The sequence below is a fragment of the Pseudodesulfovibrio indicus genome (genome assembly GCF_001563225.1).
Lineage (GTDB): Bacteria > Desulfobacterota > Desulfovibrionia > Desulfovibrionales > Desulfovibrionaceae > Pseudodesulfovibrio > Pseudodesulfovibrio indicus.
Map to the genome: position 1 here is coordinate 3768784 of NZ_CP014206.1, position 26698 is coordinate 3795481.

27 protein-coding genes are annotated in these 26698 nt (G+C 64.9%); 9 read left to right on the top strand and 18 right to left on the bottom strand.

Annotated elements, in window-relative coordinates:
* Positions 1–18 precede the first annotated feature (18 nt).
* The 6 genes from AWY79_RS17135 to AWY79_RS17160 all read right to left on the bottom strand — a co-directional run bounded on the left by AWY79_RS17135 (position 19) and on the right by AWY79_RS17160 (position 5311).
* Complete coding sequence (locus tag AWY79_RS17135) at positions 19–303, bottom strand: hypothetical protein (protein ID WP_066806561.1); 285 nt, start codon at positions 301–303, stop codon at positions 19–21.
* A gap of 23 nt (positions 304–326) precedes the next feature.
* Positions 327–1724, bottom strand: coding sequence for a type II and III secretion system protein family protein (locus AWY79_RS17140; protein WP_233490952.1), 1398 nt, complete (start codon positions 1722–1724; stop codon positions 327–329).
* A gap of 9 nt (positions 1725–1733) precedes the next feature.
* Complete coding sequence (cpaB, locus tag AWY79_RS17145) at positions 1734–2549, bottom strand: Flp pilus assembly protein CpaB (RefSeq protein WP_066806563.1); 816 nt, start codon at positions 2547–2549, stop codon at positions 1734–1736.
* A gap of 12 nt (positions 2550–2561) precedes the next feature.
* A complete protein-coding gene (locus AWY79_RS17150) occupies positions 2562–3110 on the bottom strand; it encodes an A24 family peptidase (RefSeq protein ID WP_066806565.1) in 549 nt (182 codons plus the stop codon).
* Positions 3111–3251: 141 nt separating this feature from the next.
* Positions 3252–3470, bottom strand: a complete 219-nt coding sequence (locus AWY79_RS17155) for a Flp family type IVb pilin (protein ID WP_066806567.1) — start codon at positions 3468–3470, stop codon at positions 3252–3254.
* A gap of 455 nt (positions 3471–3925) precedes the next feature.
* Complete coding sequence (locus AWY79_RS17160; RefSeq protein ID WP_066806569.1) at positions 3926–5311, bottom strand: sigma-54-dependent transcriptional regulator; 1386 nt, start codon at positions 5309–5311, stop codon at positions 3926–3928.
* 261 nt (positions 5312–5572) lie between these two features.
* Between AWY79_RS17160 and AWY79_RS17165 the strand changes: the two genes are divergently transcribed.
* From AWY79_RS17165 to AWY79_RS17180, 4 genes are all read left to right on the top strand, one after another.
* Complete coding sequence (locus AWY79_RS17165; RefSeq protein WP_066806571.1) at positions 5573–5965, top strand: TadE/TadG family type IV pilus assembly protein; 393 nt, start codon at positions 5573–5575, stop codon at positions 5963–5965.
* On the top strand, positions 5877–7196 hold the full coding sequence (locus AWY79_RS17170; RefSeq protein WP_418055034.1) for a VWA domain-containing protein: 1320 nt from the start codon (positions 5877–5879) through the stop codon (positions 7194–7196). The genes AWY79_RS17165 and AWY79_RS17170 overlap by 89 nt, the downstream gene beginning before the upstream one ends.
* A 13-nt stretch (positions 7197–7209) precedes the next feature.
* Complete coding sequence (locus tag AWY79_RS17175; protein ID WP_066806575.1) at positions 7210–7674, top strand: TadE/TadG family type IV pilus assembly protein; 465 nt, start codon at positions 7210–7212, stop codon at positions 7672–7674.
* 164 nt (positions 7675–7838) lie between these two features.
* Positions 7839–8567, top strand: coding sequence for a tetratricopeptide repeat protein (locus AWY79_RS17180; protein ID WP_066806578.1), 729 nt, complete (start codon positions 7839–7841; stop codon positions 8565–8567).
* A gap of 768 nt (positions 8568–9335) precedes the next feature.
* Here the strand turns inward: AWY79_RS17180 and AWY79_RS17185 are convergent.
* The 11 genes from AWY79_RS17185 to ppnP form a co-directional block, all read right to left on the bottom strand.
* Positions 9336–10163: a carbohydrate ABC transporter permease gene (locus AWY79_RS17185; RefSeq protein WP_066806579.1), complete on the bottom strand. Its 828-nt coding sequence runs from the start codon at positions 10161–10163 to the stop codon at positions 9336–9338.
* A gap of 1 nt (position 10164) precedes the next feature.
* Entirely contained in the window at positions 10165–11283 is a 1119-nt protein-coding gene (locus AWY79_RS17190; RefSeq protein WP_066806581.1) for a carbohydrate ABC transporter permease, read from the bottom strand.
* Positions 11284–11356: 73 nt separating this feature from the next.
* Positions 11357–12613 carry an ABC transporter substrate-binding protein gene (locus tag AWY79_RS17195; RefSeq protein ID WP_078063850.1) on the bottom strand — a complete coding sequence of 419 codons (1257 nt, stop codon included), beginning with the start codon at positions 12611–12613 and terminating at the stop codon, positions 11357–11359.
* Between the two features lie 79 nt (positions 12614–12692).
* Entirely contained in the window at positions 12693–13790 is a 1098-nt protein-coding gene (locus tag AWY79_RS17200) for an ABC transporter ATP-binding protein (protein ID WP_066806583.1), read from the bottom strand.
* 37 nt (positions 13791–13827) lie between these two features.
* Entirely contained in the window at positions 13828–14874 is a 1047-nt protein-coding gene (locus AWY79_RS17205; protein ID WP_066806588.1) for an aldose epimerase family protein, read from the bottom strand.
* The gene (locus tag AWY79_RS17210; protein WP_066806590.1) at positions 14871–15893 is read right to left on the bottom strand and encodes a LacI family DNA-binding transcriptional regulator; all 1023 of its coding nucleotides are present in this window, start codon (positions 15891–15893) and stop codon (positions 14871–14873) included. The genes AWY79_RS17205 and AWY79_RS17210 overlap by 4 nt, the downstream gene beginning before the upstream one ends.
* Positions 15890–17194, bottom strand: coding sequence for a galactokinase (locus AWY79_RS17215; RefSeq protein WP_066806592.1), 1305 nt, complete (start codon positions 17192–17194; stop codon positions 15890–15892). Before AWY79_RS17215 ends, AWY79_RS17210 begins: the two co-directional genes overlap by 4 nt.
* Positions 17191–18255, bottom strand: coding sequence for a UDP-glucose--hexose-1-phosphate uridylyltransferase (locus tag AWY79_RS17220; protein WP_066806593.1), 1065 nt, complete (start codon positions 18253–18255; stop codon positions 17191–17193). Before AWY79_RS17220 ends, AWY79_RS17215 begins: the two co-directional genes overlap by 4 nt.
* 182 nt (positions 18256–18437) lie before the next feature.
* Complete coding sequence (locus AWY79_RS17225; protein ID WP_078063851.1) at positions 18438–19229, bottom strand: substrate-binding periplasmic protein; 792 nt, start codon at positions 19227–19229, stop codon at positions 18438–18440.
* Between the two features lie 3 nt (positions 19230–19232).
* The gene (locus AWY79_RS17230) at positions 19233–19649 is read right to left on the bottom strand and encodes a hypothetical protein (RefSeq protein WP_066806595.1); all 417 of its coding nucleotides are present in this window, start codon (positions 19647–19649) and stop codon (positions 19233–19235) included.
* An 8-nt stretch (positions 19650–19657) separates the two neighbouring features.
* On the bottom strand, positions 19658–19972 hold the full coding sequence (ppnP, locus tag AWY79_RS17235) for a pyrimidine/purine nucleoside phosphorylase (protein WP_066806597.1): 315 nt from the start codon (positions 19970–19972) through the stop codon (positions 19658–19660).
* 112 nt (positions 19973–20084) lie between these two features.
* On the opposite strand from ppnP, the gene AWY79_RS17240 reads away from it, so the two are divergent.
* On the top strand, positions 20085–21080 hold the full coding sequence (locus AWY79_RS17240; RefSeq protein WP_066806598.1) for a Gfo/Idh/MocA family protein: 996 nt from the start codon (positions 20085–20087) through the stop codon (positions 21078–21080).
* A gap of 63 nt (positions 21081–21143) precedes the next feature.
* On the opposite strand, the gene AWY79_RS17245 is transcribed toward AWY79_RS17240, so the two are convergent.
* A complete protein-coding gene (locus tag AWY79_RS17245) occupies positions 21144–22871 on the bottom strand; it encodes a bifunctional metallophosphatase/5'-nucleotidase (protein WP_066806600.1) in 1728 nt (575 codons plus the stop codon).
* Between the two features lie 174 nt (positions 22872–23045).
* Here AWY79_RS17245 and AWY79_RS17250 point away from each other — a divergent pair, with 174 nt between their 5' ends.
* Genes AWY79_RS17250 through AWY79_RS17265 form a run of 4 tightly spaced genes read left to right on the top strand, consistent with a single transcriptional unit; the run spans position 23046 to position 26689 of the window.
* Positions 23046–23570: a GAK system XXXCH domain-containing protein gene (locus AWY79_RS17250; protein WP_066806602.1), complete on the top strand. Its 525-nt coding sequence runs from the start codon at positions 23046–23048 to the stop codon at positions 23568–23570.
* Positions 23571–23594: 24 nt separating this feature from the next.
* On the top strand, positions 23595–24755 hold the full coding sequence (locus AWY79_RS17255) for a PHP domain-containing protein (RefSeq protein WP_066806609.1): 1161 nt from the start codon (positions 23595–23597) through the stop codon (positions 24753–24755).
* A 9-nt stretch (positions 24756–24764) separates the two neighbouring features.
* Positions 24765–25031 (top strand): amphi-Trp domain-containing protein, encoded by a 267-nt coding sequence (locus AWY79_RS17260; RefSeq protein ID WP_066806612.1) that lies wholly within the window; start codon positions 24765–24767, stop codon positions 25029–25031.
* Between the two features lie 5 nt (positions 25032–25036).
* On the top strand, positions 25037–26689 hold the full coding sequence (locus AWY79_RS17265; protein ID WP_066806613.1) for a phosphate signaling complex PhoU family protein: 1653 nt from the start codon (positions 25037–25039) through the stop codon (positions 26687–26689).
* Positions 26690–26698: the final 9 nt, after the last annotated feature.

Sequence of the window (26698 nt, forward strand, 5' to 3'; positions counted from 1 at the left end):
TCGGCCTTTTCCCCTGGCCTACTTGGTCTCGGTGATCACGGTCGACTTCTGGGACGACCCCTTGGAGCCCTTGGACTCGGCGGGACCGGCCTGGTACCGCTTGACCACCGCATCGGCGTACCTGCCGTCAATGCCCACCACCGGGGCGTCGGTCCCGGCCTCGGGGTTGACGGTCTGGCTGGCCACGGCCATGCGCACCGAGGCGCCGAAGGGAGCGGAGGTGCGTTCGCTCTCGAACATGGTGCCGCATCCGGCCTGGAGCATGATCGCCACCATGGCGACGTAGATCAGAATGTTCTGCATGTCGTTCTCCCTTTCGTTTGCCGTCAGTTGGACCACGAGTGGCCGAATTCGCCGTCGAATCCCGATTCGGGGCGGATCACCGCGCCCTGTTCGCCGCCGGTGCCGTTGGAAGCGGTCTCGGTGGGTTCGTCCTTCTGCCCCTCAAGCAGGCCGAAGAGATAAAATTCCTTGTCGTCCGGTTCCTTGAACCCGTCCGTGGGCAGGGTCTGGGCGGCCATGTCCACGGGCTTGGCCAGGTGGGCGGTGACCAGGACCACCAGCTCGGTCTTGTTGGAGGCGAAGTCCTTGGAGCTGAACAGGTTGCCGAGCATGGGGATTTCGCCCAGGCCCGGGACCTTGCTGGAATTCTCGCGCAGGGTGTCGCTGATCAGCCCGGCGATCATGAAGGACTGCCCGTCCGCCAACTCGACCACGGTGCTGGCGCGCCGGGTGGAGATGGTCGGCACTTCGTATCCGGAAACGGGCACCGAGCGGGAGTAGTCCAGCTCGGAGACCTCGGGGTTCACCTGGAGGTTGATCCGCCCGGAGGACAGGACCGTGGCCGTGAACTTCAGCCCGATGCCGAAGGGCTTGTAGTCGATGCCCACGGTTCCCAGGGAGCCGGGCATGGGGATGGGCACTTCGCCGCCCACCAGGAACTCGGCGGACTCGCCGGACACGCAGGTCAGGTTCGGCTCGGCCAGCATGCGGACCAGCCCGTTGGCCTTGAGGGCGTTGAGCATCCCGAAGAGGCCGTAGGAGCCGTTGGTGTACGAGCCCATTATGTTGACCTTGTCGCCCGCCACCAGGTAGCCGTCGTCGGGGTTGTAGGAGGCGAGGCTGTTGATCAGCGAAAAGATGGAAAAGTTGGAACCGATGGCCGCGAAGTTGAAACCCAGCTGCTTGGTCACGGACCGGGACATCTCGGCCACCCGGACTTCCAGCATGACCTGGTGGATGCCGTCCACGTTCAACAGGTTGACCACGTTGCCGCCCGCCTCGGCCTTGGCCAGGACCAGCGCCCGGCTCAGGTGCTCGGAGCTGGACACGCTGCCCGCCAGGGTGATGGCCGAACCGGAGGACAGGACGCGGATTTCCTTTTCGCCGGGCATGGTCTCATGGATCAGCCGCTTCAGCCGGGTCACGTCCGGGGCCACGACCAGGTCGTAGACCTTGGCCACTTCCGCGCCGGACCACAGGGTCAGGGACGTGGAGCCCAGCGCCTTGGCGGTCAGGTAGATCTGCCGGGGGGAGATGAGGACCATGTCCACCAGCCCCTCGGAGGCCAGGGACACGCGCGTCACCTTGACGTCCGTGTCGATGATCGTGGACTTGTTCAGGACCATGGCCACGACCTCGGATTCGGTGGTCTGGGGACCGGCGAGGGCCGGGACGCAGGCCAGAAGAACGAGGATGGCGGTTATGGCGGTGATGCGCATCATGACGGCCTCCTAGAACTTCACCGTGGAGCGGGCGGTGCCGCTGATCACTTCGATCCGGGTGACGGGCTTGTAATTCTTGGCGGGCATCTTGGGCCGGAGCGCGGCCAACGCCTTGGGGATGTCCGAACCCAGGGTCAGCACGCCCTCCTCGTCCTGCTCGTTGCGCAGGGCGAAATGCAGGGTCCCGCGCGAGGCGGCCAGGGCCAGGCGCTCGGACTCCTCGGGGGTCAGCTCCAGGGTGTAGACGTCCACCGAAGCGGTCATCCCTTCCTTGGTGGGCGGCTGCAGCTCGGTGCCGGTGGCCAACACCTTGATCCGTTCCAGGACCAGCTTGGTGACCGGCTTGTCGTCCCTGCCCACGGTCATGGACACGATGACATCCACCCTGTCGCCGGGACGGACGAAACCGGACAGCCCCATGATCACGTTACCCTTGACGGCCATGGCCCGCTTGCCGGGCTCGATCATGGCGGAAACGCCGCCGCCCATGACGGACTCGTCGGCCAGCTTCAGCCGGGTTATGGCCTCGTTGGCCCCCACGTCCTGGTTGAGGACGCGGCCGGCCAGATCCTCGACCTTGCCGAAGGAGTCGGCAGGCCGGGAGTCGGCGGTGAAGTTGCGGACTTCCAGCATGTCAGCGGTCAGCTTCATGCCGTGGCGGACCGGGTCCTTGGCGACCACGACGGCCACGGTGGACACCTGGGCGATGGCTGCGGGGGCCGTCTGGCGCACGCCGCTGGTCCAACGGAAAATCACCACGCCGGCAACCGTGGCCAGCACCAGGGCCAACCCCAGCTGTATCAATGCTCTCTTGGACTTGCTCATGTCATGTCCTCCTTAATACCCGGCGTAGATGGAACCGGTTTGCAGGGCGGAAAGGGCCATGGCGGCGGCAGTGCCGACCGCGATTGCCACGCCGTAGCAGAGTCTCGGCAGGGCCTGGCCGGAGCTTGTCGGAGCGAAATTCATCTTGCGGGTGGCCACCAGGACATACAGGGTGTTCCAGATGTTCCGCATGGCGCGCATGAACAGGGAGGGGTCTCGGACCAGAACGACGATGCAGTAGACGCCGCCCGCGATGCAGGTGAACAGGAAGGCGACGAAGGTGGCCTCCACGCCGAGCCATGCGCCGACGCCGGCCATGAGCTTGACGTCTCCGGCCCCCATGGCCCCGAAGAAATAGGGAATGGCCATGGCCACGAAGCCCAGGGCGAAGCCGCCTGCGGCGAACTTCAGCCCGGCCATGCCGCCGAACACGGTGTGGGTGGCGAACCCCGCCAGGATCAGCGGGAAGGTCAGCCAGTTGTAGATGCGCTGGCTGCGTATGTCGGTAATGGACGCGACTATGAGCGCTACGCCGATCGCGACGGTGACGAGAATTTCCATGGTTCCCCCGATTTGCCAGTCGAGCCGCTTGTCGCCTCCGCTTTCCCCCGGAGACAAAACCGGGGCTTACGGGACCATCCCGAAAGCCCCGGTTCGGCTGCTCTGGCTGCTTCCGTTAAACGGTTAGCTTGTCACCCACTCCTACAGAGCGGGATCAGTAGTACCGGTGTCGCCGGTGCCGCTGGCGGTATTGGCGGCTTCCTGCATCTGCCCGGTGATGAAGTCGAAAGTGGACACAACCTGCTCGCCGAGGGCGGTGGTGGCACCCACGATACCGGCGGCGATCAGGGCGGCGATCAGGCCGTATTCGATAGCGGTCGCGCCTTCTTCGTCACGGATGAGGTTCATCAGCTTGTTCATCATCGTTCTCCTTGGTTTGGTAAATTTCTGTTTTTAACTTTCGTGTGCCTTTCAGCACCAGCCACGCCCACCATAGAGCAACCCGCGTGCCACAGCCTGTGCCAGGGGGAAATTTATGCTCACAACTACCCATAAATATTGAAGATAAAAATTCGAACACGCATCAACCCCTCGTTCCATGGCTAGTGCCAGAACGGTATAATCTATAATTAGTGGACTTGAGGCGCATGGCGGCCCTGTTTTATCGCGAAACAACCTCTATAAAAACGAGCTGTTACGCCAATCCACAAATACTAGACTATTGTGAAGCCCAGCCGGGGCGAGGGGATTTCAACGTAAAAAGGGAGGAAAAAACGGGGTTGGACGACGGGGAGCCCGCCAGGGGACACCACAAAACGTGGACACGGACAACGGGCCGAGCCGGGAGCGGTGCCGGGAGCGGAGGGGGCCTCCACCTATTTCTTGAACGATGCCGGGTCGATATTGTGCTTTTTGAGCTTGTTCCAGAGGTTCTTGGCGGACACGCCCAGGGCCGAGGCGGCCTCGGTCTGGGTTCCGCCGCAGGCGCGCAGGGCGCTCTCGATGAGCGCTTTCTCGTAGTCGATGAGCGCCTGTTTCAGGGGCACGCCCTCTCCCGTGGGCAGGAACAGGGGGGAGTCGGCCACGGGCCGGGCGTTGGAGAACGCCTGATCCACCTCGGCCGGGGTGATCATGGCGGAGGTGCAGAAGATGGCCGCGCGCTCCACCGCGTTGGCGAACTGGCGGACGTTGCCCGGCCAGTCGTAGTTGAAGAATATCTCCATGGCCTCGGACGAGACCCCGGCGATGTCCGTGCCGAGGCGGCGGTTGGCCCGGTCCAGGAAAAACTCGGCCAGCTGCGGCAGGTCGGACTTGCGGTCGCGCAGGGGCGGCAGGATCAGGGTGGCCACGTTCAGTCTATAGTATAGATCGCTGCGAAACTCGCCCTCCCGGACGCGCTCCTCCAGCTCCTGGTTGGTGGCCGCGATGATCCGCACGTCGTACAGGATGGGCTTGGCCCCGCCCACGCGCTCGGCCTGCTTCTGCTCCACGGCGCGCAGCAGCTTGGGTTGGAGGTGCAGCGGCATGTCGCCGATCTCGTCGAGCATCAGGGAGCCGGACTTGGCCAGTTCGAACTTGCCCTGCTTCATGCTCGTGGCCCCGGTGAAGGCCCCCTTCTCGTGGCCGAACAACTCGGACTCGATGAGGTTCTCGGGGATGGCCGCGCAGTTGATCTTGACGAACGGGGCCTTGGCCCGGGAGCTCAGGGCGTGGATGGTGTCCGCCACCAGCTCCTTGCCGGTGCCGGTCTCGCCCATGATCAGGACGTCGGCGTTGAGCTCGGCCACGCGGGCGATGCGCTCCTTGACCGCCATCATGGGCGCGCTTTGGCCGATGATGTTGTGCAGGGGGCTGGACCCGCCGCGCCGCTTCAGGTCGGCCAGCTCCTGCTGGAGGCGGCGCTTTTCCAGGGCCCGCCGGACCACCACTTCCATCTCGCGCAGGGAGAACGGCTTCTCGAAATAGTCGTAGGCGCCCTGCTGCATGGCCGTGACGCCGGAATCCTTGGAGGCGTAGCCGGTCATGACGATGACGTCCACGCCGGGGGCCACGTCCGCCAGGTGGCGCAACGCCTCCAGCCCGGACATGCCGGGCAGCTGGATGTCGTGGAGGATGAGGTCGAACTCCGCGGCTCCGGCCTTCTTGATGCCTTCCTCGGCGGAAGGTGCCGTATCCACTTCGTATCCCTTGTCGGCCAACGCCTCGACCAGCATGCCCTGGAAGGCGCGATCGTCGTCGACCACAAGAATTTTTTCAGCCACAGGTTTGCTCCCTGATGGTGTTTGTCCCGCGTGAAGGAACCCTACAGGATTCGAAGAGGCATATCCACAAAAAATAGACAAATGAGCCCGCCAATCCGAATACGCTTCTTTGCCGCTCTTGGTCACAAAACTTTTAATACAATTAATACATACTGGTACACACTGATTGATGCGCAAAGATTCTGCTTTGGCACGCACAATGCTTCTGTGAGGTTACCCGGCTTCCGGCCGGTACAATTTCTGGATTCAAGGAGTACGGGAATGAGAAAGAGAGATAGACGCCAGGGCCTCGCCGCCATCGAGTTCGCGTTGCTGCTTCCCGTGGTGGCATTCCTGGGGTTGCTTCTGGTGGAGGGCGGCAGCGCCATGCACACCTATTCCTCCCTGGTCGAGGCCAGCCGCGAAGGCGCGCGCCACGTGCTCATGGAAGGCGAAACCGCGGACGTGGAAGGCCTTGTGGCGGCCCTCGTCGTGGACCTCGACCCCGAAGCCCTGTCCACCAACGTGACCACCGACCCCGTGGCAAAAACCGTCACAGTAGAGGTTTCCTATGTTTACCAGATGTTTGGATCGCAGAACGGTCAGCGGTTGTTCGGCGACGAAGAAGACGAACCCCTGCGGTTCGTCGCGCAGACAACCATGCCGCTTCCGTAAGGCGCGTCAAGGCGCGACCAGTGCCGTCATGGCCCTGCTGCTCCCCATTCTGCTGGGGGTGGCGGGCATCGCCGTGGACATGGGCAACATGTACCTGACCCACACCCGGCTCCAGGCCGCGGTGGACGCGGGCGCGCTGGCGGGCAGCCTGGAGCTGCCCTACGACCCCGACCTGTCCAAGGGCGTGGTCGACCAGGCCGTGCGCCTCATGGTCGAAAACAACATGGAATCCGCCGTGGTCACCTCCGTGTCCGCCGGAACCGAGATCCGCAGCGTGAAGGTCACGGCCCAGGCCGAAGTGAAGATGATCCTCATGGAGGTCCTGGGCATAGCCGACAAGGTGGTCCAGGCCAGCGCCACGGCGGGTTTCAACAAGCTCGAAGTGGTCTTCGTGGTGGACAACTCCGGTTCCATGAAGGGCACGCCCATTACCATGGTCAAGCAGGCCTCCATCGAACTGACCGACCTGCTCATCCCTGACGGAGCCACCCCCGACACCAAGGTCGGCATGGTCGCCTTCCGAGGCAAGGTCCGCATCGACGCGGGCGCCGAAGGGTACGAGGAGGGATGCCAGAACGCGGACGGCACCCTGAACCGGGGCATACACGAGGACTTCATGGACGAATACTACGCCCTGCCCTACTACTACCGCAGCTCCATCAGCCTCGACACCTGCTCCGACCTGCCCGTTTCCCTGCCGCTGAGCCAGGACAAGGAACAGATCATCAGCTCCATCAACACCCAGACCGCCACGGGCGCGGCCTCGGGCACGGTCATCTCCGAAGGCATCAAGTGGGGCCGCCACATCCTGACCCCCGAGGCCCCCTACACCCAGGGCGGCGACAAGAAGGACTTCCGCAAGATCATGATCGTACTCACCGACGGCGACACCGAGGACGGCGAGTGCGGCGGCACCTACCGCGCCTACTACCGGCCCAACAACTACTGGACCAACGCCTACTACGGCATGGGCGTGAAAACGGCCCACTGCGACGACAACGGCGTGCTGAACCAGGACATGCTCAACGAGGCCCAGCTGGCCAAGGACGCGGGCATCGAGATCTTCGCCATCCGGTTCGGCTACTCGGACAATACCGACATCAACCTGATGAAGACCATCGCGTCCAGCAAGGAAGGCACCGACGACCATTACTTCGATGCCCCGCGCGTGGACGACATCCCCGACGTCTTCAAGCAGATCGGCAAGCAGCTCGGCTGGCGCCTGCTCTAGGGAGGTTACGACCATGCGCAACAACCGCAAGAACTCCCGTCGCGGCCTGGCCGCCGTGGAAACGGCCCTGGTCCTGCCCATCCTGTTCATCCTGGCCATGGGCGTCATCGAAGGCGGCAACGCCGTCTACGCCTGGGTCACCGTGCAGAAGGCGGCCCAGAGGGGCGCCCACTACGCGGCCACGGGCCGCGGGGCGGAGACCGGCACCCGGCTCGCGGACATCATCAACACCACCCAGGCCGGGCTGACCACCCTGGACCCGGCCAAGGTGATCATCTCCGTCCGCTCCTGGCCCGACCTGTCGGCCACGGGCGACGGCATCGACAACGACGCGGGCGCGCCCTGCCAACTGGCCGAGGTCGCCGTGCTCTACAACTACGAGCCGTTCACTCCGCTGGTGGCGTCGCTGCTGCCCGATTCCATCCCCCTGCGGGGCTACGACCGGAAGGTCAACGAACCCTGGAAGCCGTGCGACTGATCGCATTGCAGCATACCCTCCACGAAAAGCCCCCGCACAGGGGGCTTTTTCCTGTCCGGCATCGGATGCAATGTGAGAATTGGTATTGATTTGTGCCAGCATGTCCCTTATCCTCTATTAAAACAGTGTCTAAAGTGGATATCTCTAGAACAGGAGCTCCTGAAGTGGACAACTTTCCGGCCATCCTCGGCGTGTACTCCCTCCAGCTCGATTCCGACATCGGCACCGGCGGAACGACATCCAAGCACGACAACGTCACCTACTGGTATGCCCGCCAGCTCTCCCAGAAGGAATTCGAGGTCCAGCCCCTGAACGCCCACCACGTCCCCTCGGGCGTGCGCAGCGTGCTCACCGAGATGAATTTCCTGCGGCAATACACCCCGGAGCCCTCCTACTACCGCATCCATACCGTCCCGGCGCTGGAGACCCTGAAGCGGAAAATCCTCATGGGCCAGGAGGCGTTCGCGTCCGGCGACCTGAACGAGGCCGAACGGCAGTTCATCAAGGCGCTGATGATCGACGACAAGAACATCGACGCCAACTACGGCCTGGGCGAGGTCTATTCCCAGCAGAAGGATTTCGAGAAGCTCAAGACGGTGCTCGACACCCTGCTCGGCCTGGACGAGGCATTCACCTACGAATACCGCCAGAAGTTCAACCAGTTCGGCATCTCCCTGCGCAAGAACGGCCACTACGACGAATCCATCCGCTACTACGAGAAGTCGTTGGAGATCGTCGATTCCGACGAGAACGTCTACTTCAACCTGGCCCGCGTGTACTTTGAAAAGGGCCAGAACGAACTGTGCGTGGGCAGTCTCGAAGCCGCCCTGGCCCTCAATCCCGGATTCATTGAAGCCCAGAAGTTCCTGAAATATTGCAGCAAGCAGGCCTAACCGGCAACAAACCTCCTTTTTTTTTCACCGCCTCCCCCTTGCCAACCCGGCATGGGTGCTTATTTATCACGCATGTTCATTTGTAACTAGAACCGGCCGCTCCGTGGCCGGTGAGCGAAGACAACTATCAAGGAGGCGACCATGCCGAACATGGATTATCCCGGACCGTGCCTCTCCTGCATCGATCACAGCTGCGGGCTGTGGGACGAAAACGTCTCGGAGAGCAAGGACGAACGCTCTGACGAAGAAGACCGCAAGTAACCACCATTCGAACGGATACAAAACCCCCGGACCTGGGTCCGGGGTTTTTTTTTGATGCCTCCGGCGGCCGGGGGAAGGGGAGAGGGGGAACCCTTTGCAAAGGGTTCCCCCTCTCCCCTTCCCCCTGGCCCCCATCCCCTCTCTCCCTCCAAAACTCCTTGTCGCCGCCTTCGGCGGGGCGGTTTGCATGAAAAAGCCTCCGGTCCGTGGCAGGACCGGAGGCTTCAAGGTCTTTCTGGAATTGGAGCGCCTTTGGGGCGCACCCCCAAACAGCGGCTCTTTCGGCACATAAAAAAGAACAAGCCTCCCTCTTTGGAGCGAATCGGATGGCACAGCCATCCGACAGCGGCTCTTCCCCCGCGCTCGGAATAGGCTTTCGAGAGTGGGTCAGCCGTGCATTTTCTTCCGGGGGCTTTCACCGCAGCGTAGCCGTCTACGTGAGGATGAAAGCCCCCGGAAAAAATGTGCGGATGGCCCGCTATCGAAAGCCGCCTCCCGCCCGGTGACCTACTCCTTGACGGAGCCAGCCAGCAGCCCGCGAATGAAGTATCTTCCGAGGAAGATATAGATCGCCAAAACCGGCATTGCCGCCATGATGGAACCCGCCATGGGCAGGTTCCAGGAGACCGCCTGGCCGCCGGCGAGCTGGGCCAGCCCCACGGTGATGGGGTTGTCCGCGTGCCGGGTGAGGCAGATGCCCCAGAGGAACTCGTTCCAGATCTGGGTGAACTGCCACAGGGACGTGACCACGAATCCGGGGATGGACAGCGGGAACACGATGCGCAGGTAGATGGAGAAGAAACCGGCCCCGTCCAGGCGCGCGGACTCGATGAGCGCGGTGGGAATCTGGGCGTAGAAGTTGCGGAAGATGAGCGAGGTGATGGGCAGCCCGTAGACGATGTGCGCCAGGATCAGGCCCGGCAGGCCGCCGTACAGGTGCATGGACCGCAGGGTCTGGAACAGCGGGATCAGGATGACCTGGTACGGGATGAACATGCCGAACAGGAACAGGGTGAAGACCACGTCCGAGCCCTTGAACTTCCACTTGGAGAAGACGTAGCCGTTGAGGGACCCCAGGATGGTGGAGCCAGCCGTGGCGCAGAGCGTCAGGATGATGGAGTTGATGAAGTTGGGCCTGAGCAGGCCGATGGCCTCGGAGAAGCTGGCCCAGTTGACGACGTCGGGCCATTCCCATGCCGTGGGCAGGCTGATGTCGGCGGGCATCTTGAGCGCGGTCACGGCCGCCATGTAGGCGGGCATGAGGAAGAACAGCGCCAGCACGACAAGCGTTGCATAGAGCAGCACGCTGCCCGGGGTAATCTTGCGGGTGGTCATCCTAGCGTCTCCCTCTCTGCCGGTATTGGCCCACGAGGTAGGGCACGATGAACATGGCCGCGATCAGGAACAGGACGATGGCGATGGCCGCGCCCCTGGCGAAATCATTGGCCCGGAAGGTGGTCAGGTACATGGTCAGGGCCGGATGGCCGGTCTCGGCGTTGTCCGGGCCGGTCATGGCGAAGATCAGGTCGAACATCTTGAGCGAGATATGGGACAGGATGATGACCGCCGAGATGGTGATCGGCTTGAGCATGGGGATGGCCACGAACCGGTAGTAGCCGAACTGGGACGCGCCGTCGAGCATGGCCGCGTCGCGCAGGTCCTGGGAGATGCCGTTGAACCCGGCCAGGTACAGGGCCATGGTGTAGCCCGAATACTGCCAGATGGTGGCCATGATGATGCCCAGCGTGGCCAGGTTGAAGCCGTGCTCCTCCTCCATGAACAGGGCGTCGGGGATGATCCCGCCGAAGAGCCAGACAAAGGCGCCCAGCAGGATGCCGGGGACGAGCCACCGCTTGATGGCCCTGCCCTGGTCCTTGCGCAGCAGGAACAGGCCGACCAGGATGAGCACGAAGGCGGCGATGTAGATCAGGATGCGCAGGAGGTCCTGCCAGTTGAAGACCAGGGTTGCGCTCTGGCTCGAGAGCCAGGAGAAGGTCAGGGGCTTGAAGCCGAAATAGGTGGGCAGGACGTTGACCCCGCCCTGGGGGGCGAGCAGCCAGCGCCAGATGGTGCCGGAGACGATGAAGGACAGGGACATGGGGTAGAGGAAGATGGTCCGCAGCACGTCCTCGCCCCGGGGCTTCTGGTCGAGCAGGATGGCGATGAACATGCCCAGTCCCACCGCGCCCGCCAGCAGCAGCACGGAATAGTAGACCGCGTTGACCAGGTCCTGGCGGAATCCGCCGCCCAGGAACCCGGTGAACAGGTCGATGTAGTTCTCCAGCCCGATGAAATTCTTTTCCGGTTCGAGCGCCAGCGCGCCCATGCCGCCCCAGTCGGTCATGGAGGTCCAGATGGTGTTGCCGATGAACCCGTAGACGAACACGCCGATGAGGATCATGGACGGCAGGAGCGTCAGAAACGCCTTCAATTTGTCGCGCGAGGCTTCCCGCATAAGCAAATCCGTTTGTTGGGGCCGGGCCGCGCCGGGGATGAACCCGGCGCGGCGCGCGGCGATTAAGCGTCGGTTAGATACCGGACTTCTTGGCGAGCTGGGCGCAGGCCTTGGCGGCGGCGTCCGGGCTCTTGGTCTTCAGGAACATCTCCATGATGGTGGCGAAACCGCCCATGAAGGTCTCGTTGGCGGCGACGCCGTGAGCCAGGGAACCGACCACGCGGTCCTTGCCGAAGTCGGCGGCGGCGGACTGCAGGTAGCCGTTGTACTTGGACAGGTCGGTGTCGGTGCGCGCGGAGATGGAGCCCTTGAGCGGGTTGAAGGTGTCGGAGCCCTCCTTGGAGCCCAGGACCTTCAGCCAGGCAATGGCGTTGTCGCGGTGCGGGGCGCCCTTGGGCAGGCCGAAGGAGTCGGCCAGGAACATGAACTCGCCGGTGGTGCCGGGAGAGGCGATCCAGCCGTAGCCCTCGCCGGGCACGAGCTTCTTGGTGGTGGTCATGTAACCGGCGGCCCAGTCACCCATGATGTTGAAGGCGGCGCGGCCGTCCAGGACCATGTCGGTGGCCTGCTGCCAGGACAGGGAGGAGGCGTCCGCATTGGTGTACTGCAGGACCTTGCCGAACAGTTCCCAGGCCTTGACGCCCTCGGCGGAGTCGAAGGGCAGCTTGCCCGCCCACAGGGCGTCCCAGTTGTCGGCGCCCATGGAGGCCAGGGCAACGGATTCCCACAGGTGGTTGGCGGTCCAGTTCTGGGCCAGGGCCAGCGGGGTCACGCCCGCGGCCTTCAGCTTGTCGGCGGCGGCGAAGAAGTCGTCCCAGGTCTTGGGAGCTTCGACGCCCCACTTCTTCAGATTGGCGGGAACGTACCACATCACGTTGGAGCGGTGGATGTTCACCGGCACGGACCAGATGCCCTTGTCGGTGCCGATCAGCTTGATCAGCCCTTCGGGGAAGACTTCCATCCAGCCCATTTCCTTGAACAGGGGAGTCAGGTCTTCCATGCGGTCGGCCTTGACCCAGGTGCCGATGAGCTCCTGGCCGGCGTGGACCTGGAAGGAATCCGGCGGCTCACCGCCGAGCATGCGGGTCTTCAGGACGGCCTTGGCGTTGACGCCGGAGCCGCCGGTAACGGTGGCGTTGATGACGTTCACGCCGGGATTTTCTTTCTTGTAGATGTCGATCAGCGCGGCCAGGGCCGGACCTTCGTCACCGGCCCACCAGGAGAAGATCTCCAGGTCGCCCTTCAGGTCGCTCGCCTGAACGGCCTGCGGAGCGCCGATCAGCAGCGCGGCCGCAAACACGATCATCAATTTCGCAAAAGCATTCTTCATACGTACCTCCTAGGGTTTGCAAACAACAGCTTCAGTTAATCAATCGTCAATTCATTCAAACAGTTGCAAAACCAAAATTTTAATAAATCGCCTCGGTGGTTTCGGGGTCGAACAGGACCATGCGGTTGAACTCGAAGCCGATGGGCACGATCTCGCCCGGATGGGCCACCACGCGCCCCTCGACCTCGGCGATGAGCTTGTGCTCGCCGTCCACCACGATCTCGAGGTGGGAGTGGCCGCCGAGGATCTCGGAGACCACCACCTCGCCCTGGCAGAGCCACGCCTCGGGCAGCTTGGCGATGCGGTCGCCCATCTTGATGGAGTCCGGGCGGATGCCCGCCAGGACCGGGTCGCCGTCCTTGAGGTTCGGGGCCGCGCCGTCGGTCACCGGCAGCCGGGAAGGCCCGGCCTGGACGAAGCGCGCGCCGTTCTCAACGCGGAAGGTCCCCTCCATGATGTTCATGGGCGGGTTGCCGATGAACTTGGCCACGAACACGTTGGCGGGCCGCTCGAAGACGTCGATGGGCGTGCCCACCTGCTGGATGTACCCGTCCTTGAGGATGACGATGCGGTCGGCCAGGGTCATGGCCTCGATCTGGTCGTGAGTCACGTAGATGGTCGTGGTGGCGAAGCGCATGTGCATCTTGCGCAGCTCCATGCGCATCTGGGTCCGCAGCTGGGCATCCAGGTTGGACAGCGGCTCGTCGAACAGGAAGACGTCCGGGTTGCGGACGATGGCCCGGCCCATGGCCACGCGCTGGCGCTGCCCGCCGGACAGCTCGCTCGGCTTGCGGTCCAGGTACGGGGTCAACTCCAGGACCTGTGCGGCGTCGTTCACCTTGGCCGCGATGTCGTCCTGGCTCTCGCCGCGCATCTTGAGCGAGAACCCCATGTTCTCGCGCACGGACATGTGCGGGTACAGGGCGTAGTTCTGGAAGACCATGGCCACGTTGCGGTCCTTGGGCGAAACCTGGTTGACCACCCGGTCGCCGATGTACACCTCGCCGCCGCTGATCGGCTCCAGCCCCGCGATCATGCGCAGCACCGTGGACTTGCCGCAGCCCGACGGTCCGACCAGGACGATGAATTCGTTGTCTTGGATGTCGAGGTCGATGCCGTGGACCACTTCCACGTCGCCGAACCGCTTGACCACCTTCTTCAATTGCACGTTTGCCATACTGTCCGTCTCTTTGCTTGTCCGCGCCGTGATGGCGCTACTTGGTGAAAAACCTGTACAAAATAGTGTTCCGGTACTCGTCGCCAGGGACCAGGGTCAGGGAGGGGAACCCGGGGTTGTTGGGCGCATCCACGAACCCCTGCGGCTCCAGGCACAATCCAGACCTCCAACCGTACACCGTTCCGCCCTTGCCGGGCAACCCGTCCGGAATGAAATTGCCGGAGTAGAACTGCAGGCACGGCTGGTCCGTGAAGAGCTCCATGCAGCGCCCGGAGCCGGGCTCCTCCACCGTGGCCACGGAACGGAAGCCGTGTCCGTCGAGCACGTAGCAGTGGTCGTACCCCTTGCCCGCCGCCAGCGGTTCGGACGGCTCGCCGATGCGCTCGCCCACCCCGCGCGCCGTGGAGAAGTCGAGCGGGGTCCCGGCTGTCCCGGCCAGTTTCCCGTTGGGGATCAGCTCCGCGTCCGTTTCCAGATAGCGTTGCCCCCGAATGGTCAGGACGTGGTCCAGGCAGTCCCGATCCATCCGTCCGGAAAAATTGAAATAGGCGTGGCCGGTCAGGCCGACCACCGTGGGCCGGTCCGTTGTGGCGGACAGATCCAGCCGCAGCCCGTCGGCCAACAGGGTGTAGACGGCGGTCACGGCCACATTGCCGGGGTATCCCTGGTCCCCGTCCGGGCTCTCGCAGCGCAGGGTCAGGAAAGGTCCGTCCGCGCCCTCGCCCGGTTCGGCCCCCCAGACCTTGGCGTGGAAACCCCCGCCCCCGCCGTGCAGGTGGTGCGCGCCGTGGTTCCGGTCCAGGGCGTACTCGCGCCCGTCCAGGGTGAACCGCGCCCCGGAGATACGGTTGGCGACCCGCCCCACCAGGGCGCCGAAATAGCATTGGTCGGCCAGGTAGCCGTCCAGGGTTTCGTACCCGAGGACCACGTCTTCAGCCGCGCCGTGCCGGTCCGGGACCAGCAGCCGCACCAGCGCGCCGCCGTAGGTGCACACCGAGGCCGACAGCTCCCCGTTGACCAGGGTGTACAGTTCCACCGGGACGTTGCCCGGCCCCGTGCCGAAGGGGATCGAAGTCACGTTCATGGACGCCTCCTCGGCGCGGAGGTGCCGCGCACCATCAGTTCGGTGGGCAGGGTCACGGGCGCGGGCGAAAAGTCGGCCCCCTCCTCGAACTGCCGGAGCAGCAGGGAGACGGCGGCCCGGCCCATCTCCTGGGCGGGCTGGAACACCGTTGTCAGGGCCGGGTCCAGAAGGGCGGCCTCCGGGGTGTCGGAGAACCCGACCAGGGCCACGTCCTCCGGGATGCGCACCCCGGCCTCCTTGAACCGGGTATACAGGCCCACTGCCACCGGGTCGTTGATGGCCAGGATCGCCTCGGGCAGTTCGTCCATGGACAGGTAGCGCTCGGCCCCGTCGCGCCCGTCCTCCTCGCGGTAGCCGCCGTGGAGGTGGAACTTCTCCTCCAGGACCAGCCCGTGGTCGGCCAGGGCGTCGCGGTACCCCTCGAAACGGTGGCGGTTCAGGGAAATGCCCTCCTGCCCGGCCATGTGGCCGATGCGCCGGTAGCCGGATTCGATCAGGTGGACCACCGCGCCGTAGGCCGCCGCGTAGTCGTCCACCACCACCTTGCCGGTGTCCAGGGATTCGACCACGCGGTCGAACTGGACCAGGGGCACGTTCTGGCGGATAACCCCGGAGAGGTGCTCGTACCGGGTGGTCTCCGAAGAGATGGCGATGAGCAGCCCGGCCACGCGGTTGGCAGCCAGGGCCTGGACGTTGATGATCTCGCGGGCCAGGGTCTCGTTGGACTGGCAGACCATGATGATGTAGCCGTTGTCGTAGGCGACTTCTTCTATGCCGCTGATGACGTTGGAGAAAAAGTGGTGTCGAATCTCCGGCACGATGACCCCGATGGTGTTGCTGCGCTTCTTCTGCAGGGACTGGGCGAGCTGGTTGGGGTGGTAGTTGTGCCTCTGCGCCGCCTCGGTCACGCGCCGCTTGGTGGCCGGGCTGATGTCCGGATGGTCGCGCAGGGCGCGGGACACCGTGGACGGCGACACGCCCAGCTCGCGGGCCAGGTCCTTGATGGTGAAGGGGGTCATCGGGTCCCCTCCCCGCCGGGGCCGATGCGCTCGAAGCCGGGCTTGCGCACCCGAAGCGGCATGACCGCCCCCGGGCCGAAGACGTCCTCCATGAACGCCGTGTAGGCCGCGAACCGCTCCTTGGGCACGTAGGCCTGGATGGTCCCGGCGAACCCGCCGCCCTGGATGCGGCACGCGCCGCGCCCGCACAGGAACCGCTCGGTCAGGGTCAGGGCCAGGGGGATGGGCTGGTCCAGCGGGTCCGTGGCCGAGATGCAGTTCTGGAGCAGCCGCCAGGAGGAGTCGCCGGACCGGGCCACCAGCTTCAGGAACCGCTCCATGTCGCCCGCGCGCAGGACCTGCGCCTGCTCCACGGCGCGGTCGCTTTCCTCAATGAAATGGATGAGCCGCAGCACGCCCCGGTCCCCGGCGGCCTCGCGCACGCGGCCCGCGTGGGCCAGGACCTGGTCCACGGTCAGCCCGCGCGCGTGGTCCTGCCCGAGGGCGCGGGCGGCCCGCCCCATCTCCTCGGGGATGGCCGCGTAGTCCGGGGTCAGGTCCGCGTGGCTGCCGCCGGTGTCCACCACGGCCAGTTGGTAGCCGGTGGTCCCGAAATCGAAATCCACCTCGGTGGCCACCGGGGCCGCCGGGTCGGCGAAGTCGATGGACAGGATGCCCTGGGCCGCACTGGACAGCTGGTCCATGAGCCCGCACGGCTTGCCGAAATGGACGTTCTCGGTCTCGCGCCCGGTCAGGGCCAGCTCCAGGGGCGTGACCCCGCCGTCATTGAAAAGTTCGCTGAACACGCGCCCGATGAGGACTTCGAAGGCCGCCGAGGAGCTCAGCCCCGCGCCCATGGGCACCGCGCCGTCCACGCAGGCGTCGAACCCGCCGATGGTCCGACCGCGCTTGGCCAGCCCGGCAGCCACGCCGCGCACCAGGGCGGTGGAACTGCCTTCCTCCCCGGCGCGCGGGGCGAGGTCCCCCAGGTCCACGACGATCTCGCCGTCGAACCCCCTGGAGCGCACCCGGACCGTGTTCCCGCCGTTGGGACGGGCCGTGGCCAGGCAGTCGAAATGCACGGCGGCGGCCAGGACCACGCCGAGGTTGTGGTCCGTGTGGTTGCCGCCCAGCTCGGTGCGCCCGGGGGCCACGACCAGGGTCGCCCCGCCTTGGCCCAGCCAGTCGCCCATGCGGCCGAGCAGGGAGAGGTAGCGGGCGCGCTGGGCCGGGACCGCTTCCGGGCCGTACATCGCGGCCAGGGTCGGGTCCAGGGAGCCGTCCTCCAGCCCCCGCACGTGCGCGGACAGCAGGTCGGTCATGCGTTCTCCCCGGCATCGGGCAGGTCCATGTAATGGACCTCCGGCTGTTCGCGCAGCCGCGCGGCGGCGGCCTCGGCGGTCAGGTCGCGCTGGGGCATGGCCATCATCTCGTAGCCGACCATGAATTTCCGGACCGTGCGCGAGCGCAGGAGCGGCGGGTAGTAATGGAGATGGAAATGCCAGTGGGGATGGTCCGCCCCGTCCGAGGGGGCCTGGTGGATGCCCATGGAATACGGGAACGAGGTCTCGAAAAGATTGTCGTAGCGGATGTTCAGCCGGACCATGGCGTCGGCCAGGTCGCGCCGCTGGGCCGGGTCCATGGCCGCGACGTCCGCCAGGTGCGCCTTGGGCAGGATCATGGTCTCGAAGGGCCACACGGCCCAGAACGGGACCAGGGCCGCGAAGGAGTCGTTCTCGAAGACGATCCGCTCGCCGCGCGCCAGCTCCAGGCTCAGGTAGTCGCACAGCAGGCAGGTCCCCTTTTCGGCCCGGTGCGCGTGCTGGCGGCGGTCCTCGGCGGCCGGGATCATGGGCACGGACCGGGTGGCCCATATCTGGCCGTGGGGGTGCGGGTTGGAGCAGCCCATGGCCTGGCCCCGGTTCTCGAAGATCTGGACGTAGCCGATATCGGCGCGCGAGCCGAGGGAGACGGACTCCTCGCACCACAGGTCCACCACCTTGGCGGCCTGGGCCGCGCCCAGCCGGGCCAGGGTCAGGTCGTGGCGCGGGGAATAGCAGATCACGCGGCAGACGCCGGTCTCGGGCTCGGCCACCAGCAGGGAGTGGTTGTCCGTTGCCGGGGGTTGCTCCGCCCCTTCGGGCAGCAGCGCGGCGAAATCGTTGGTGAAGACAAAGGTGTCGGCATAGTCGGGATTGACCGCTCCGCCCGCGCGCCCGTTGCCCGGGCAGAGATAGCACTGCTTGTCATAGGCGGGCAGGGTCGCCCGGTCCGGCTGCTCCTGCTGGCCCTGCCAGGGCCGCTTGGTGCGGTGCGGAGAGACCAGGACCCACTCGCCGGTGAGCTGGTTGAACCGCCTGTGCGGATGATCCTCGAACTGCATTTTCTCCCCCGAAACATCGCCCCGGCACAGGATTTCCCCAGGTGATCCCATGGGTTCCGAAGCGGGGCGCAAACGTTGCCGCAAACGTTTGCGGTGCACCCATGAAAATTTCACACCGCCGCCTTTTTGTCAACATGGCGTCACATAATTGTGGGTGAAAAGGGGAAAAACGGAACGGATGGTCAGCGAGGGCCGGAGATATCCCGAAAAATGACGTCGTAGCGGCCGTTTTCACGGAGTTTCCGCAACCCCTCGTTGAACCGGGCCATGAGTTCCTCCGCGCCGACCAGGTTGCGGTCCAGGAGAAGGTGGTTGGTCTCGGAGAAGATCGGCCGGGGATGGTGGATGATGGCGGACGCGCCGGGCCCCACCCGGTGATCCAGGACGAACCGCCCCACGGCCAGGTTGCAGGCGTAGACATCCACCCGGCCCAGGAGCAGCTTCTTCATGCCCGAGGCGTAGTCCTTGGCGATATCCAGCCTCCCCTCGCCCCTGGACAGCACTTCCTCCAGCTGGAACTCCTCGGCGCTGCCCAAGGTGACGGCCACCCGCAAGTCCCTGACGTCGTCGAGACAGGACCAGTCGAAGGGGGTGTCCTTGCGGTGGAAGAAGACCCGGACGGACTCGAAGAGCGGGTCGCTGAACAGGAAATCGCGCTCGCGGTCCGCCATGCGCATCCAGCCCGCCGAGCCCTGGGCCTTGCCCGTGCGGGCCATCTCCAGGGCGCGGCGCCACGGCACGAACACGAAGGAGGCGTGGATCCCGGCCAGGGCAAAGCTCTCGGCGACCACCTGGTTGGCCGCCCCGCCGAAGGCCAGTTCAGGGGAGTAGTACGGCGGCCAGTCGCCGCTGGTCAGGACGATCTCGTCCAGGGCCGAAGCCGCGCGGACCGCCAGCAACAGGGCCAGCGCCACCACGGCCGCAATGCGGCCGAGCGCGTTCAGTCCCCTGCGGCAGCCCCGCCCTCCGGCCATGTCCTACTCCTGTTTCGGAAGCTGGGATAGAATCTGTCCCACCGCCGCCGCGGTGAGGATGGAAAAGCACAGGCGCGCCCGCGTCTGGTCGAAGAACACGTCGAGATACACGGTCTCGCCGTGCTGGAAGCTCTCTCCGGCCACCGAGGTCAGCAGGGGAAGCTCCAGGGTTTCCGAGAGGTCGAACTCCAGGGGAATCATGCCCTCGCGCTCCGGCCCCATGGCGGTCTGCTCCATCTGGGTCAGGGCCTCGGCCATGGGCGCGCAGGCGGCCAGGGCCACGGGCAGGTACAGCCCCTCGAACCGGAGCAGGCAGACCGCATGGTCCTCCAGCAGCATGCCCTCGGGCTGGACGTCGATTTCCTGAAAGAGATAGGGGCCGCTGTCGCCGAATTCGATGCGCTGGCCTTGATCGGACATTCCGCCCCCTAGTCCAGGTAGGAACAGCAGTAATCGGTGACGGTCGCGACCTTGAGCCGGAACTTGGCGTTGGCCGGGACATTGAAGGTCTGGCCGGAGGTCACCGCGACCCATTCGTCGATGCCGGGCAGCTGCACGGACAGCTCGCCGGAGGTGATCTCCATGTGTTCGGCCTTGGCCGTGCCGAACTCGTATTCGCCGGGCAGCATGATGCCGAGCGTCTTCACGCCGCCGTCGGCAAAGGTGATGGTCCGGCTGGTTACCTTGCCGTCAAAATAGACGTTCGCCTTCCTGGCTACGGTCACGTTGCTGAAATCGCTCATTCTCTCTCCGGGTTGGTTGGCTTGGTCGGGGCGCTCGCGGGGGACCGCTTGCGTGATGTCGGAATCCGTTTATACTTGCCGGGAACCGACACCGTCAACCCCAGGGGGGATCATGAACAGGATTCGCATAGGCGTTCTTTCCACGGCCAAGATCGGCCGCACCAAGGTCATTCCGGCCATGCAGCGGGCTGCGGGCTGCGAGGTCGCGGCCATTGCCTCGCGCAACGCGCAGAGCGCCCGCAAGGCCGCCGAGGAGCTGAACATACCCAAGGCGTTCGAGAGCTACGAAGCGCTCCTGGCCGACCCGGACATCGACGCCGTGTACATCCCGCTGCCCAACCACCTGCACGTGCACTGGTCCCTGGCCGCCATGGACGCGGGCAAGCACGTGCTCTGTGAAAAGCCCATCGGCCTGGACACCGGCGAGGCCCAAACCCTGCTGGACGCCGCCGAAGCGCACCCGGAGCTGAAGGTCATGGAGGCGTTCATGTACCGCCACCATCCGCAGTGGATCAGGGCGCGGGAGCTGGCCCTGTCCGGGGCCATCGGGCGCATGACCACCATCCAGTCGTTCTTTTCCTATTTCAACGCCGACCCCGGCAACATCCGCAACATGGCGGACATCGGCGGCGGCGGGCTCATGGACATCGGCTGCTACAACATCTCCCTGTCCCGCTTCCTGTTCGGTGCCGAACCGGACCGGGTGGCCGGGTTCGCGGACGTGGACCCGGAGTTCGGCACGGACCGGGTCTTCTCCGGGATGATGGACTTCGGCGGCAGGGTCTCGGCCTTCACCTGCTCCACCCAGCTGGCCGACTACCAGCGGGTGAACATCTTCGGCACCGACGGGCGCATCGAGATCCTCATCCCGTTCAACGCCCCGCCGGACGAGCCGTGCTCCATCCTCCTGCAAAAGGGGGCCGCGGGCGGCATCGAGACCATCACCTTCGACGTCTGCGACCAGTACGCGCTCCAGGCCGAGCTGTTCGCCCGGGCCATCCTGGACGACACGGACGTCCCCACCCCGCTCACGGACGCCCTGGACAACATGCACGTCCTGGAGACCCTGCGGCGCAGCGCCGACCTGGGCGAGTGGGTGGCCTGCTAGCATCCCGAAAAAAACGGGGGAGCGTCGACCCGCCCCCCCGTTTCTCTTTTGCTCCCGCTTGGCTTAATGGCCCGGAATGTAGGTCACTCCCGTGGAGGGCAGCGGCCTGAGGGTCCGCTTGCGCTTGACGAAATCCAGAAACACCAGGGAGTCCACGAACCCGGTGTCGTAGCGGTCCGTGGCCCTTTTTAGGACCTCGTACCCGTCGCCGCCCGAGGCGAGGTAGGAGTTGGTCACCACCGAGTAGGTGCGGTGCGGGACAAGGGACTGCCAGCTCCCCTCGCGGCCCAGGACCTCCACGGCGTGGACCCGGCTGCCTTCGGGCTGGTTCATGTCCGCGGCAAAGCGCAGGCCGCCCACGTAGGGGAACGCCCCGCCGCCGCGCGCCACGCCGGTCTCCAGGGCGGTACGCACCTCCTTGCCGGTCAGCTTCAGGACGAACAGGGTGTTGTTGAAGGGCATCATGGAAAACACGGTGCCCACGGTGATGTCGCCCTCGGGAATGGAGATGCGCACCCCGCCGCCGTTCATCAGGGCGATGTCCGCCGGGCTGCCGGTAGCCCCGAGCTTGTCGAGCATGGAGCGGCAGACCAGGGGGGCGAGCAGGCTGCCGTGGGGCAGTCTCTCGCCGGAGTCGGTGACGCCCGGCACGCGGATGTGCGGCAGGGGCAGGACCGCCCTGCCGATGACCTCGGTACGCATGGCCTCCACGCCCTGGGCGAACGGTCCCAGAAATTTCCTGGCCCCGGCGTCGGGGGCGGCCGCCGCGGTTTCGGGATTGTTGTCGATCATCGCGAGCAGCGCTTCGCGGTCCGCGCCCAGGACCTCGACCTTCCTGCCCCCCGCGTCCTTGCGCCGGAACGTGTCGCCCAGGACCAGCTCGGGCCTGGATTCGGCGCGGGTCACGCGCCCCTCGTCGTCGAAGGTCAGGTCCAGGCGGCCGAGCACCCTGCCCCATTTCCAGGCCGTGACCACGTAGACGTCGCCGCCGTCCGCGCCCTTGACCACGGCGGGATACGGTGCCGCCGGGTTCAGCCCCATGGCCCCGATGCCGTCCGGGCCGCCGAGCAGGGTGTGGGAATGGCCGCCCACGATAACGTCCACCCCGTGCACCTTGGCCGCGAGCATTTTGTCAACCCCGAACCCCACGTGGGTCAGGAGCACGATCTTGTTCACGCCCCGCGCCTGGAGCTCGCGCACGTAGAGGTCGGCGGCCTGGGCCTCGTCCGAAAAAGCCACCTTGCCCGGAGCGGAGATGACCCCGGTCTCCCGGATGGTCAGGCCGATGATGCCGATCTTTTCGCCGCCGACCGTGGCCACGATGTACGGCTTGACCCGCGAGGCCAGCGCCGGAACCTCGGACGCGTCCATGTTGGCGCTGAGCACCGGCAGTTTGGCGTACCCGAGCATGTTCGCCAGGAAGTCCGGCCCCTTGTCGAATTCATGGTTGCCGAGCGTCATGGCCGCGAACCCCAGCCGGTCCAGGAACTCCATCTCCGGCCTGCCGCCGTACTTGAGGAAATAGAGGTCCCCCTGGACCGCGTCGCCCGCGTGCAGCAGCAGGACGTTCTCCCGCTCGGCACGCGCCTTGTCCACCAGGGTGGTCAGCCTGGCCCAGCCGCCGAGCTTGGCGTAGGTCTCTTTTCCCTGAGGCCGGATCTTGTCCGTGGTGGGGTCGAGGTAGGAGTGGGAATCGTTGACGTGCAGCAGGGTCAGGTCAAAGGCCTGCGGCGCGCCGGGACCGCACAGCACGGCCAGGACGAGGATCAACGTGGCGAGGACTCGATGCATGGCAACCTCCGGGTATTGTCGCTGCCTACCAACATTCCCGCAAAAAGGGAACGCGCGCGGCGGGTCCGACCGTCGGGAATGTGAACAATTGTGACAATTCCGCGCCGCGCATTGTGCCGAACCGTTTTTTATCGGTATGTAACTGAACATCAAACCCAAAGGGAGACCCCATTCATGAGCGACGACGCGACCATCAGCAGATATCTCGAATCCAGGGAACTGGCGGAGTTCTTTCGTAACCTGGCCGACGCCGTGGAAAACGGCGGGCAAGGCGAGCTCGCCTGCGTCGAGGATTTCAGCAAGATCAAGATCCGCGTGAAAAAGGAATACGGGCAGATCAACCTCAAGGCCAAGTTCAAGACCGCCGCCCCCTGCGTCCCGGCCGTGGATTCCGAAACCGGCGAACCGGCCAAACCCAAATACAAGGACCTCAAGAAGCGCATGCGCGGCAGCTTCCGGATTCTCGTCAAGATGATCCACGACGGCAGCGTTCCGCCCGCCGAGGCCGTGGAGGCGTTCCTGGCCGATTCGGCCCTGATGGTCACCTACCCCGGCTACGGCGATGAATTCTACGAACAATACACCGCCGTGTGCGACGAATTCCGTGCGGCCTACGCGTCCGGCGACATCGAGCGCATGCACGCGGCCGTGGACGCCCTGGTCCACGAGAAGAGCCGCTGCCACGCCAAGTACGATTGAAACACCAGGCCCGAAGGGTATTCCATGAAACTGATCAAGAATGAAACGAACGGGCCCCAGGGGTGCGCCTTCCCGGCGGTGGCCGCCGAGGAGATCACCGAAGCGGACGTGGCCCGGTTCAACGCCGTGGTCTCCACCGATCTCGAACCGTGGCAGGTCGAGCAGGTCGTCACCCCGCCGAGCGTCCACGTCCGGCAGGAGGCCCTGCTGGCCGTGCACTGGCACCCGGAGTTCGTGCCCATGGAGCACATCCGCACCCGGGTGGAGGCCATGTTCCCCAACCGCACGGACGAGCTGCTCATCCCCACCCAGCACAACCAGCTCATGAGCTGGGACGGCCACACCGGGGTGGAGGTGGACTGCTTCTCCTCGGGCTTCAACCGCAAGGTGCAGCTCCTGCTGCACTTCGCCAACGACAGGGTGAAGGACGCGGGCGTGCTCAAGTCCATGCTCGCCCACACCTTCAAGTACCGCTCGGGCCAGCTGTTCGAGTTCATGCACACCATCACCAAACCCGACGAGGACCGCATCGCGCGGGCGGCCAGGGGTACGGGCGCGGATCGCGAGCTGATCGAGTTCGTGCGCGTCAACGTCGCCAAGGTGGAGCGCCTCCTGGACGAGCGCTGGAGCGACGTGCCGCGCCTCTCGGTGAAGAACAAGCTGCTGCGCAACTGGTTCGACGCCATGCGCCCGGAGCTGGGCGACACCGCCACCGACCGCATCCAGGCCTACCTCAAGGCGGTCAAGGCGCTGGTCAAGGAGGGGTTCAACCTGTCCTTCTTCTACCGCGCCAGTGAGGTCATCGAGGAGGTCCGGTCCCTGGGCGGGTGCATCGTCATCCCCCACCCGGAGCAGTTCTGGCCCATTCTGCTGCGCAACTACGACGTTGACGGCATCGAGGTCTGGAACCCGCAGTCCCGGGAGTACACCGAGTTCCTGATCTCCGTGGTCAACGAGCGCAACGAGCGCAGGACCTCGGGCCGCGACGTGCTCATCTTCATGGGCGACGACTGCCACATGGGGGAGAAGACCAAGCCCGCGGACCAGCAGGACCCGGAAAAGGCGGCCCGCGAGATCGGGCTGCAACCCGCCTGGGACGACCTGGGCGTGCGCAAGAAACTGATCGTCAACAACATCTCCAGACGTTCCGTCATCAGCGAGTACAAAGCCCGCCTGGCGGGATAGGCGGTAATCATGGCCGAAGAAAAATTCGTGTTCGATTCGTTGCAGGACTGCGAGACCATCAAGGAGTTCCTGACCTCCCTGGTGGAGGGATTCGAGAACAAGTCCATCACCCTGACCACCAACGGCGACGAGATTCACCTCGCCCCCAACGGGCTGCTCCAGTTCATGGTCAAGGCCAAGAAAAAGGGGCCGGAGAACAAGCTGTCCATCAAGGTGGCGTGGAAGGAGAATCCTGAGGCGCAGGACACCGGGAACGCCTTCCTCAAGGTCCGCTGAGCGCCATGGTCACATTTGAAGGACTGGGCGAGAACTTCAAGTTCATCGTCCTCGAAGTGGAGAACCAGGCCCGCTCGACGCAGAAGTTCATGGATGCGCCGTCGCGCAAGCGATACGCGAAGATCACGTCCCGCGACGACTACATCGACAACCTCAAGACGATCATCGAGAACAAGTGCTATTCGCGCATCCACTCGGACCAGTCCCTGGACCAGCGGCAGGTGAACAAGATCCGCGCCATCCAGGTGATCTGCGTCAACCTTGAGAAGATCGCGGACTATTTCGTCAACATCGTCAAACAGATGCAATACCTCGACGACCAGTCGTTCGTGCAGCGCTACGGCTACGGCGAGGTCTTCGAGGTCATCCTGGACCGGCTGGGCGCGGTGCTCGACGCCTTCCACCGCGAGGACATGTCCCGCGCGCTCTACATCTGCAAGGCCGAGCCCATGCTCGACGACATCTACAAGGTCCGCTTCGACCGGGTGATGAACGAGATGGGCATGGGCCGCGACGCCCAGTCCCTGGTCACGGTGCTGTTCATCTTCCGTTACTTCGAGCGCGTGGGCGACGCCCTCCTGAACATCGGCGAGGCGGTCATCTTCTCGCTGCTCGGCGAGCGGATCAAGATCGAGCAGTTCGACGCCCTGCAGCAGACCCTGTCCAAGTCCGGGTTCGGCGATTCGTTCTCGGACATCGACTTCAGCGCCATCTGGGGCACCCGGTCGGGCTGCCGCATCGGCAAGGTGGAGCAGCGCGAGAACGGGCTGACCACCGAGGAGAAGCGGCAGGGATCCATCTACAAGGAAGGGAGCCTGGAGAAGATCCGCAAGGAGCGGGAGTCCATCCTGCGCTGGAAGCGGATCTTCCCGAACCTGGTGGCGGACATCTACGGATTCCACGAGGACCAGGACAAGGGGGCCATGCTGGTGGAGTTCCTGAACGGCTGCACCCTGGACGAGGTCATTCTGTCCGGGGACGGCGAGCTGGTCCGCAACGCCCTGTTCATCTTCGAGTCCACGGTGCTGGAGACCTGGACCACCACCATGGTCGAACTGCCGCTCAAGACCGACTACATCCGCCAGATCCAATCGCGCCTGGACGGCGTGCTCCAGACCCACCCGGAATTCTGGCGCGCCCCCAAGCGGCTGGGCGGGGCCGAGGTCCTGTCCACGGACGCCCTGCTCACGGCCTGCGCCGAGATAGAGGGGGAGCTGGAAGCGCCCTTCTCGGTCTTCATCCACGGCGACTTCAACATCAACAACGTGGTCTACAACCACGAGGCCCAGCAGATACACTACATCGACCTCTACCGCTCGCGCGACTTCGACTACGTGCAGGACGCCTCGGTCTTCCTGGTGTCCAACTTCCGCATGCCGCTGTTCGACGGAGAGCACCGGGGGCGGATCAACAGCGTCATCAGCCAGTTCTACGGGTTCGTGAAGGGGTTCGCCGCCAAGCACGACGACCACACCCTCCAGGCCCGGCTGGCCTTTGCCCTGGCCCGGTCCTTCTACACCTCCACGCGGTTCGAGCTGAACCACAAGTTCGCCAAGGAGATGTACAACCGGTCCATGTTTCTGCTGGAACGCATCAGCCAATACCGGGGCGGCGACTGGGAGCAGTTCTCCCTGCCCGAGGACATTCTGTACTACTAGCCCGAAAGG

Coding starts and splice junctions, on each gene's coding strand:
- AWY79_RS17135 (WP_066806561.1), bottom strand. CDS start 303: ATGCAGAACATTCTGATCTACGTCGCCATGGTGGCGATCATGCTCCAG.
- AWY79_RS17140 (WP_233490952.1), bottom strand. CDS start 1,724: ATGATGCGCATCACCGCCATAACCGCCATCCTCGTTCTTCTGGCCTGC.
- cpaB (WP_066806563.1), bottom strand. CDS start 2,549: ATGAGCAAGTCCAAGAGAGCATTGATACAGCTGGGGTTGGCCCTGGTG.
- AWY79_RS17150 (WP_066806565.1), bottom strand. CDS start 3,110: ATGGAAATTCTCGTCACCGTCGCGATCGGCGTAGCGCTCATAGTCGCG.
- AWY79_RS17155 (WP_066806567.1), bottom strand. CDS start 3,470: ATGAACAAGCTGATGAACCTCATCCGTGACGAAGAAGGCGCGACCGCT.
- AWY79_RS17165 (WP_066806571.1), top strand. CDS start 5,573: ATGAGAAAGAGAGATAGACGCCAGGGCCTCGCCGCCATCGAGTTCGCG.
- AWY79_RS17175 (WP_066806575.1), top strand. CDS start 7,210: ATGCGCAACAACCGCAAGAACTCCCGTCGCGGCCTGGCCGCCGTGGAA.
- AWY79_RS17185 (WP_066806579.1), bottom strand. CDS start 10,163: ATGACCACCCGCAAGATTACCCCGGGCAGCGTGCTGCTCTATGCAACG.
- AWY79_RS17190 (WP_066806581.1), bottom strand. CDS start 11,283: ATGCGGGAAGCCTCGCGCGACAAATTGAAGGCGTTTCTGACGCTCCTG.
- AWY79_RS17195 (WP_078063850.1), bottom strand. CDS start 12,613: ATGAAGAATGCTTTTGCGAAATTGATGATCGTGTTTGCGGCCGCGCTG.
- AWY79_RS17200 (WP_066806583.1), bottom strand. CDS start 13,790: ATGGCAAACGTGCAATTGAAGAAGGTGGTCAAGCGGTTCGGCGACGTG.
- AWY79_RS17205 (WP_066806588.1), bottom strand. CDS start 14,874: ATGAACGTGACTTCGATCCCCTTCGGCACGGGGCCGGGCAACGTCCCG.
- AWY79_RS17210 (WP_066806590.1), bottom strand. CDS start 15,893: ATGACCCCCTTCACCATCAAGGACCTGGCCCGCGAGCTGGGCGTGTCG.
- AWY79_RS17215 (WP_066806592.1), bottom strand. CDS start 17,194: ATGACCGACCTGCTGTCCGCGCACGTGCGGGGGCTGGAGGACGGCTCC.
- AWY79_RS17220 (WP_066806593.1), bottom strand. CDS start 18,255: ATGCAGTTCGAGGATCATCCGCACAGGCGGTTCAACCAGCTCACCGGC.
- AWY79_RS17225 (WP_078063851.1), bottom strand. CDS start 19,229: ATGGCCGGAGGGCGGGGCTGCCGCAGGGGACTGAACGCGCTCGGCCGC.
- AWY79_RS17230 (WP_066806595.1), bottom strand. CDS start 19,649: ATGTCCGATCAAGGCCAGCGCATCGAATTCGGCGACAGCGGCCCCTAT.
- ppnP (WP_066806597.1), bottom strand. CDS start 19,972: ATGAGCGATTTCAGCAACGTGACCGTAGCCAGGAAGGCGAACGTCTAT.
- AWY79_RS17240 (WP_066806598.1), top strand. CDS start 20,085: ATGAACAGGATTCGCATAGGCGTTCTTTCCACGGCCAAGATCGGCCGC.
- AWY79_RS17245 (WP_066806600.1), bottom strand. CDS start 22,871: ATGCATCGAGTCCTCGCCACGTTGATCCTCGTCCTGGCCGTGCTGTGC.
- AWY79_RS17250 (WP_066806602.1), top strand. CDS start 23,046: ATGAGCGACGACGCGACCATCAGCAGATATCTCGAATCCAGGGAACTG.
- AWY79_RS17255 (WP_066806609.1), top strand. CDS start 23,595: ATGAAACTGATCAAGAATGAAACGAACGGGCCCCAGGGGTGCGCCTTC.
- AWY79_RS17260 (WP_066806612.1), top strand. CDS start 24,765: ATGGCCGAAGAAAAATTCGTGTTCGATTCGTTGCAGGACTGCGAGACC.
- AWY79_RS17265 (WP_066806613.1), top strand. CDS start 25,037: ATGGTCACATTTGAAGGACTGGGCGAGAACTTCAAGTTCATCGTCCTC.